Source organism: Lapillicoccus sp. (assembly GCF_025353065.1).
Lineage (GTDB): Bacteria > Actinomycetota > Actinomycetes > Actinomycetales > Dermatophilaceae > Lapillicoccus.
The window spans coordinates 1-6891 of the sequence record NZ_JANXRJ010000220.1; the positions used below are offsets into that span (position 1 = coordinate 1).

Consider the following 6891-nt stretch of genomic DNA (forward strand, 5'->3'; position numbering starts at 1 on the left):
GACACCGGTGTCGCGTCCACGCGGACGTCCTGCCCGTGTGCCGGGTGCAGGATGAGCAGATGGCCACGCCCTACCGCCTGCGTCCCGGTGACGTGGCGCCCGTGCAGCACAGCCCGACGACGTGCGGGTCCGCCGCGCTGACGGTGGCGCGGATGCTCGTGGACCCGGTCTTCGCGACCTGGGTGCTCAGCGGGGAGGCGCGAGGTCACGGGTTCCTGCCGGAGCTGGTCGACACGGACGAACGGGTTGCCGCCGCGGAGCAGCTCGTCCTGCGCCGGACCAACCGCGTCATCGGTCCGGGTCGTCGACTTCAGCCGCCGTGGCCGCGGGCGCTGGGGACCCCGCCGTGGGGAGCGCAGCACGAGCTGGAGCACGGCGGGTCGGTCCCGGGGACGCGCTACGAGACGCGGTGGTGTCGGGTGGGCGGTCCCGATGCGCTGCGGCGCCAGGTCCGGGAGCTCACCGAACGGGTGCGCGACGGGCGCCCGGCCGCACTCTACGTCGGCAGCGCCACCCTGCCGCGGCACGTCACGCTCGTCGTCCCGGGGGGCGGGCCGGGCGGGCTGGCCGTCTACGACCCCGCCACCGGCCCCGTGCGGGTCCTCGACGTCGACGCGTTTGCTGGCCGACGACTGCAGCTCGCCGGCTGGGACGTGCCGTGGTGCACGGTGCGTCCGGTCGCCGAGCAGCCCTGACCGGCGGCCGCGGTTCAGAACCGGGCAGGTGCTGAGAGGTGCACGCCCCTGCCCTCACTCGTCCCACCGCACCGACGGAGCCGGCGCGATCGACGGATCGGGTGCCTCCGACCCGTCCGACGACTCCTCGTCGAGGCGCCGGCCGAGCCAGAGCCAGGTCGCGACGACCAGCAGCGCGACGACCGACAGCTCGGCGGCTCCTGACGTCCGTAGGCTCAGGGTCACCTGGGCGAGCACCGCCACGCCCACGGTGATGGCCAGGACGACCCCGATCCGCCACCGGTAGCGGCGCACCGTCGCGGCCGGCCATACCGTCGTCGGGGGCGCCCCGGCGAGCAGGCTGCCCGCCACGTGCGCGAGCAGCGCCGTGCCCGCGGCAGGGACGGACCACCAGGTGAAGGGCGACGGCACCTGCACCAGCCACAGCAGCCCCAGCACCAGCCACGTACCGGTCGTCAGGACGGAGTCGGCCCGCACGACGAGCGCAGCCGCGAGGGGCAGCAACAGCGCGAGCCACGGGCTGACCTGACCACCGGCCAGCGATGCGCACCAGAGGAATCCGGCCGGGGCGAGCACGACGATCGCCGCGAGCACGGCCTGCTGCCAGCCGAACTCGTCGGACGTCCCGACCCGGATCAGCCGCCTCGCCCGGCGCGCCTGCCTCGCCATCGGCGCCTGCCTCACTACCGGCGTCTGCCTCGCCAGCGGCGCCCCCGGCGTTTCTGGTGCCCCCGACGTCATCGCCGGGCCAACCGGGGAGCCCGGGCCCGCCGCCCGATGTCCCGCAGCACGATGTCGAGGCTGGCCGGCCCACGCCACGGCACGACGGGGATGCCGGCAGCCGTCAACCGGTCGATGTCGGCCTCCCGCGTGAGCCGGCGCAGGCGCCAGGCGAGGGCGCTGTGGAGGTCGTCGCCGACCTGCTCGAGGTGCTCGGGGATCGTGTCGACGACCACCGTCGTGAGCCCCCGGGCCCCGAGCCGGGCGACGACGTCGACCATCGCGGGGTCGATGAGCGGCGACAGCACGATGACGAAGGCGCCGGTCCCGATGCCCGCGGTGGCCCATTCGCCGTCGTCGTGGCGCTCGGTCGCCGGCTGGATGACCGTGAGGACGTCGAGCGCCCGACGGAGGTGTCCCTGGCCGGTGCCCATCGGGACGCGGGGCGTGCCGGCGGACCCGACCACCCGCAGCCCGACGCGGTCGCCGACGCCGAGGTGGTGCTCGGCCATCGCGCCGGCGGCGCGGACGGTGAGGTCGAGGCTCGTCGCGCGCCCGTCGATGCCCTCCCGCGGCCCGAGGTCGCTGAACGCGTCGATGAGCAGGACGACCTGCGAGTCCTCGTCGCCGTAGGTCGAGGAGACGTGCAGCGTGCCCGTGCGCAGCGACGACGGCCAGTGGATCCGACGCAGCCGGTCACCGGGCTGGAAGACCCGCAGGGTGGCGAACTCGGTGCCGTTCCCCACCCGGCTCGCACGGTGCATGCCGACCAGGCCCTCGGGATGCGGCGTGGGGGCGGCCTCGTCGAAGACGGCGGGCAGCGGGAGCACCAGCAGCCGCAGCTCGCCGCTGCTGCTCGGGCCGCTGACGTAGCCGCCCCAGGAGGACGAGACGCGGCATACGGCCGGTCCGAGCACGCGCACGCCCCACCGGGTCGGCCGGAAGGCGACCCGGCTCGTCACGAGGCCCGCGACGGCCTCCTCGACCGCGACCGAGGTGACGCCGAGGGCCGGCGCGTAGTCGACGAACAACGCCGGCGCGAGACCCAGCAGCACGTCCTCGCCGCCCGGCGGCACCTGGACCTGCGAGACCCACTGCCCACCCTCGCCCTCGCGCAGCGACCGGTGGCTGGCCCGCGTCCGCAAGGTCGGCGGGCGGTCCGGCCGGGTGACCCAGGACCACGTCGCGACGACGAGGAACGGGGTAGCGATGACGAGCAGGTCCGGACGGCGCAGCAGCAGGGCCGCGAGCGCCCCGGCGGCGCCGAGCAGGACCGCGCGGAAGTGGGCCGACGTGGGGCGCCACGTCGAGAGCTCGGTCTCCTCGTGGGCGGGTCGGGGACTCATGAGGTCGCGGTGTCCTGGGTCTCGCGCGCAGACGGCGTCGGCACCGACGAGAGGATGCTCTGCACGACCCCCCGCCCGCTGACGTTGCTCATCCACAGCTCCGGCTTGATCGTGATCCGGTGCGCGAGCACGGGCACGGCGACCGACTTGACGTCCTCGGGGGTGACGTAGTCGCGGCCGCGCACCACGGCATACGCCCGGGCGCAGAGCAGCAGCCCGAGCGACCCGCGCGGGGAGGCACCCATGAGCACGTGCTGGTGGTCGCGGGTCGCCGCAGCGAGGGCGACGCAGTATGCCGCGACGCTGTCGTCGACCGTCGTCGCCTCCACCGCCTCCTGCATCGCGAGCAGACCGGTCGCGTCGGTGACCCGGTCGAGCTCGATCTCCTCGCGCCGCCGCGCCATCCGCCCGCGGAGCACGTCGAGCTCCTCGTCGGGCGTGGGGTAGCCGAAGGAGATCCGCATGAGGAACCGGTCGAGCTGGGCCTCGGGAAGGGGGTAGGTCCCTTCGTACTCAACGGGATTCGCGGTCGCGAGCACATGGAACGGGCGCTGGAGGAGGAAGGTCTGTCCCTCCACGGTGACCTGCTTCTCCTGCATCGCCTCGAGGAGGGCCGACTGCGTCTTGGGCGGCGTGCGGTTGATCTCGTCGGCCAGGAGGAGCCCGGTGAACAGCGGCCCCTTGCGGAAGGTGAACTCGCTGATCCGCTGGTCGTAGATGAAGGAGCCGGTGAGGTCGCCGGGGAGGAGGTCGGGGGTGAACTGGGCGCGGGTGAAGTCGAGTCCGAGGGTCTGGGCGAAGCAGCGGGCGGCGAGCGTCTTGCCGAGGCCGGGGTAGTCCTCCAGCAGGACGTGACCGCCGGCGAGCACCCCGCTGAGGACGAGGGTCAGGGCGTCACGCTTGCCGATGACGGCGCGCTCGACCTCGTCGAGGACCCGGCCGGCGAGCTGCGAGACATCGGTCAGTCTGGAGGCTGTCGAGGTCGGCGGCATCGACGGGGCGGGGGAGGGGGTGCTCACAGGGACTCGATCCGGTCGAGGAGGCGGGTGAGGGCTGGGGGGTCGACGAGCCGGTCGAGGACCCGCTCGTCCACCGGGTCGGTGAGCAGCAGCGCGAGGTCGGCGGGCAGGAGCTCACGGGCCGTGGGGTCGGTCAGGAGGTCGCGCCCGTGCGCCCTTCGGACCCGCCCCACCATCACCCGGACGACCTGGCCGTGGAGGTCGAGGGCGAGCTGGCGGCGTGAACCGGCGGTGGCCGTGGCGAGCCCGGCGAGTCGGCGGGCCAACGAGGTCGTGCGGTGGTCGGCGCCGCGGCCGAGCCCGAGGGTCGAGGCACCGAGCCGCGGCCAGGCAGAGGGGGTGTTGTCGTCCAGCCGCCCGTCGACGTAGAGCAGGACCGAGCCGACCGCGACGAACGCCGCGGCGATCAGCAGCGGCTTCGGCGACAGGCCGAGGGCCTGCAGCAGGGCGAGCAGCACGAGGTATCCCGCGACGACGCCGAGCAGGCGCCGGCGCCCCTTGGGCAGCCCCCGGGGATCGAGGCGGTTCACCGCTGGCTCCGGTGAGCGGGCTTCGCGGCCGGCGATCCCCGCTCGGCCTGGGCCGCAGCAAGGGCCGCCAGCTCGAGCTCGCGCTGCGCGGTGATCTCGTCGGCGACCCGCCACAGCTCCTCGTGGAGCAGCGTGAGCCGGCGGACGGCGAGCTCGCGGTGGGCCTCCGTCAGCTCGTGGCGGGAGAACCGGGCCTCGCGGTAGAGTGCGGCGAGGGAGCCGAGGGCGTCGGGGGCGAGGTCCCAGGTCTTGAGGACCCGGGTGGTGTATTCCGCCGAGGTCTCCGAGGCCAGTCGCGGGAGGCCCACGGCGCCGGCGGCCTCCTCGAGGTCGAGCCAGCAGGCCACGATGGCGTTGCGGGGAGTTCCGTTCTGCAGCAACGCCATTCGGGCTGCCGCCGATCGGTTCAGCTCCTCCGGCAGGTCGGGGAGCAGGACGATCTGGCGGTCCTGGTGCACGCGCGAGCGGGGGCGGGGGGCGTGCTGCCACGCGAACCTCAGCAGCCAGAGCCCGGCAGCGAGTGCCAGGAGGACGAACAGGCCCTGGATGAGAGCGACGACCCAGCCCGGGATCGGGGGCAGCGTGTTGGGGTTGAGGGCACCGGTCGCGTAGGCGTTGGCGGGGGTCGCCGTCGTCGACGTCGTGGGCTGCGGCGGCAGGGTGGGGGGGCTCCCGCTCCCCGGTGGCGGCGAGGTGACGAAGCCGACCGGACCCGAGCTGGCGACGATCGTGAGGACGGCGAGGGCCGCGACGCCGACCCCGATGCCGAGCAGCGCCGAGCGCCGGCCGCGGAGCACCGTGATGGTGCGCACCCCCGCTCGGCTCATCCCGTCACGCTACCCTCCGGACCGCGCGCCGACCCTCCACATCCCGGGGGGTTCGGGGTGGGCCGGGCGGCGCGGGCGGCGTCAGGAGCGCTGGCGCGGCTCGGGCGCGATGATGGTGGCGTCCCGGATCTCGAGGGCGGGGAGGTCGTCGTGCGCGGCATACAGCATCCCTGTCACGCGCCCGGCTGCGGCGAGGTCGGCCTCGCCGGCGCGCACGCGGTCGAGCTGCGCCGACGGGCCCGCGAGGGTCATGGCCGTGATCTGGGCCCGCATGCCGACCTTGGCGTCGGACTTCACCCGGCGCACGCCCTGCAGGGCCTCGCCCACGGCGACGAGCACCGCGGGGTCGCCGTCGGCCGCGCCCGAGAGCTCACCGCGGGTCGGCCAGGGTGCGCGGTGCACCGAGCCCTCGTGGAACCACGACCACACCTCCTCGGTCGCGAAGACCACGACCGGGGCGAGCAGCCGCAGCTGCACGTCGAGGGCGATCCGCAGCGCCGCCCGGGCGGAGGCGGTCGCGGCCTCGGTCACGGGGGTGTCCGGCCCGCCGTAGGCGCGGTCCTTGACCAGCTCGAGGTAGTCGTCGCAGAACGACCAGAAGAACGTCTCGCTCACCTCGAGCGCCTTGGTGTAGTCCATCGTCTCGTAGGCCGCGGTCGCCCGGTCCACGACGACCGCGAGCGCCGCGAGCATCGAGCGGTCGATCGGCTCGCTCACCTGCTCGCCGAGGCGCGACAGGTCGTCCGAGACGTCGATGTCGCCGAAGGAGAGGGCGAACTTGCTCGCGTTGAGGATCTTGATCGCGAGGCGCCGGCCGACCTTCATCTGGGCCGTGTCGAGGGCCGCGTCGATGCCGAGCCGGGCGGACGCGGCCCAGTAGCGCACCGCGTCGGTGCCGTGCTCGACGAGCATGTCGATGGGCGTCGTGGCGTTGCCCTTGGACTTGCTCATCTTCTTGCGGTCGGGGTCGAGGATCCAGCCGTTGAGGGTGGCGTGCCGCCAGGGCAGCGAACCGTGCTCGAAGTGGGCGCGGACCACCGTGGAGAACAGCCAGGTGCGGATGATGTCGTGCCCCTGCGGGCGCTGGTCCATCGGGAAGACGGCCGCGAAGAGCTCCTTGTCGTCGAGCCACCCGCCGGCGATCTGCGGGGTCAGCGACGAGGTCGCCCACGTGTCCATCACGTCGGGGTCGCCGGTGAAGCCGCCCGGCTGGTCGCGCTGTGACTCGTCGTAGCCGCTCGGGGCCTCGGCCGCCGGATCGACCGGCAACGCGGATTCCGCTGGCACGAGAGGGTTCTCGTGGTCGACGTCGCCCGACGGGAGGATGGGGTACCACACCGGGATCGGCACACCGAAGAAGCGCTGGCGGCTGACGAGCCAGTCGCCGTTGAGGCCGCCCACCCAGTTCTCGTAGCGGCTGCGCATGAAGGCGGGGTGGAAGTCGAGCTCGCGCCCGCGCTCGATCATCGCGGCGCGGATGGTCTCGTCGCGGCCGCCGTTGCTGATGTACCACTGCCGCGAGGTGACGATCTCGAGGGGCTTGTCGCCCTTCTCGAAGAAGTTCGCCTTGCGCTGGGTGGCCTTGGGCTCGCCGTCGAGGTCGCCGGAGGCGCGCAGCGCGTCGACCACCGCGGTGCGGGCCGAGAAGGTCGTCTTCGTCGCCATCTCGGCGAAGACCGCACGACCCGAGTCGGTGGTGATCCACTCCGGGGTCTCGGCCTGGATCCGGCCGTTGCGGGTGATGATCGACCGCG

The 6891-nt window shown here is 73.9% G+C and carries 7 protein-coding genes; 1 reads left to right on the forward strand and 6 read right to left on the reverse strand.

The features are described from left to right. Window positions 1-695 (forward strand): hypothetical protein (locus Q0R63_RS16565; protein ID WP_366521157.1); only part of this gene is annotated, 695 nt, incomplete at its 5' end. 54 nt (window positions 696-749) lie between these two features. Here the strand turns inward: Q0R63_RS16565 and Q0R63_RS16570 are convergent. The 6 genes from Q0R63_RS16570 to Q0R63_RS16595 all read right to left on the reverse strand — a co-directional run. Further along, window positions 750-1364: a hypothetical protein gene (locus Q0R63_RS16570; protein ID WP_295699656.1), complete on the reverse strand. Its 615-nt coding sequence runs from the start codon at window positions 1362-1364 to the stop codon at window positions 750-752. A 68-nt stretch (window positions 1365-1432) separates the two neighbouring features. Next, a complete protein-coding gene (locus Q0R63_RS16575) occupies window positions 1433-2761 on the reverse strand; it encodes a DUF58 domain-containing protein (RefSeq protein WP_295699658.1) in 1329 nt (442 codons plus the stop codon). After that, window positions 2758-3753 (reverse strand): MoxR family ATPase, encoded by a 996-nt coding sequence (locus tag Q0R63_RS16580; RefSeq protein WP_295699671.1) that lies wholly within the window; start codon window positions 3751-3753, stop codon window positions 2758-2760. The genes Q0R63_RS16575 and Q0R63_RS16580 overlap by 4 nt, the downstream gene beginning before the upstream one ends. A 23-nt stretch (window positions 3754-3776) precedes the next feature. Next, a complete protein-coding gene (locus tag Q0R63_RS16585) occupies window positions 3777-4310 on the reverse strand; it encodes a hypothetical protein (RefSeq protein ID WP_295699661.1) in 534 nt (177 codons plus the stop codon). After that, window positions 4307-5137 carry a DUF4129 domain-containing protein gene (locus Q0R63_RS16590; RefSeq protein ID WP_295699664.1) on the reverse strand — a complete coding sequence of 277 codons (831 nt, stop codon included), beginning with the start codon at window positions 5135-5137 and terminating at the stop codon, window positions 4307-4309. Before Q0R63_RS16590 ends, Q0R63_RS16585 begins: the two co-directional genes overlap by 4 nt. Window positions 5138-5218: 81 nt before the next feature. Next, the coding region (locus tag Q0R63_RS16595; protein WP_295699666.1) for a class I tRNA ligase family protein at window positions 5219-6891 on the reverse strand (1673 nt) is incomplete at its 5' end.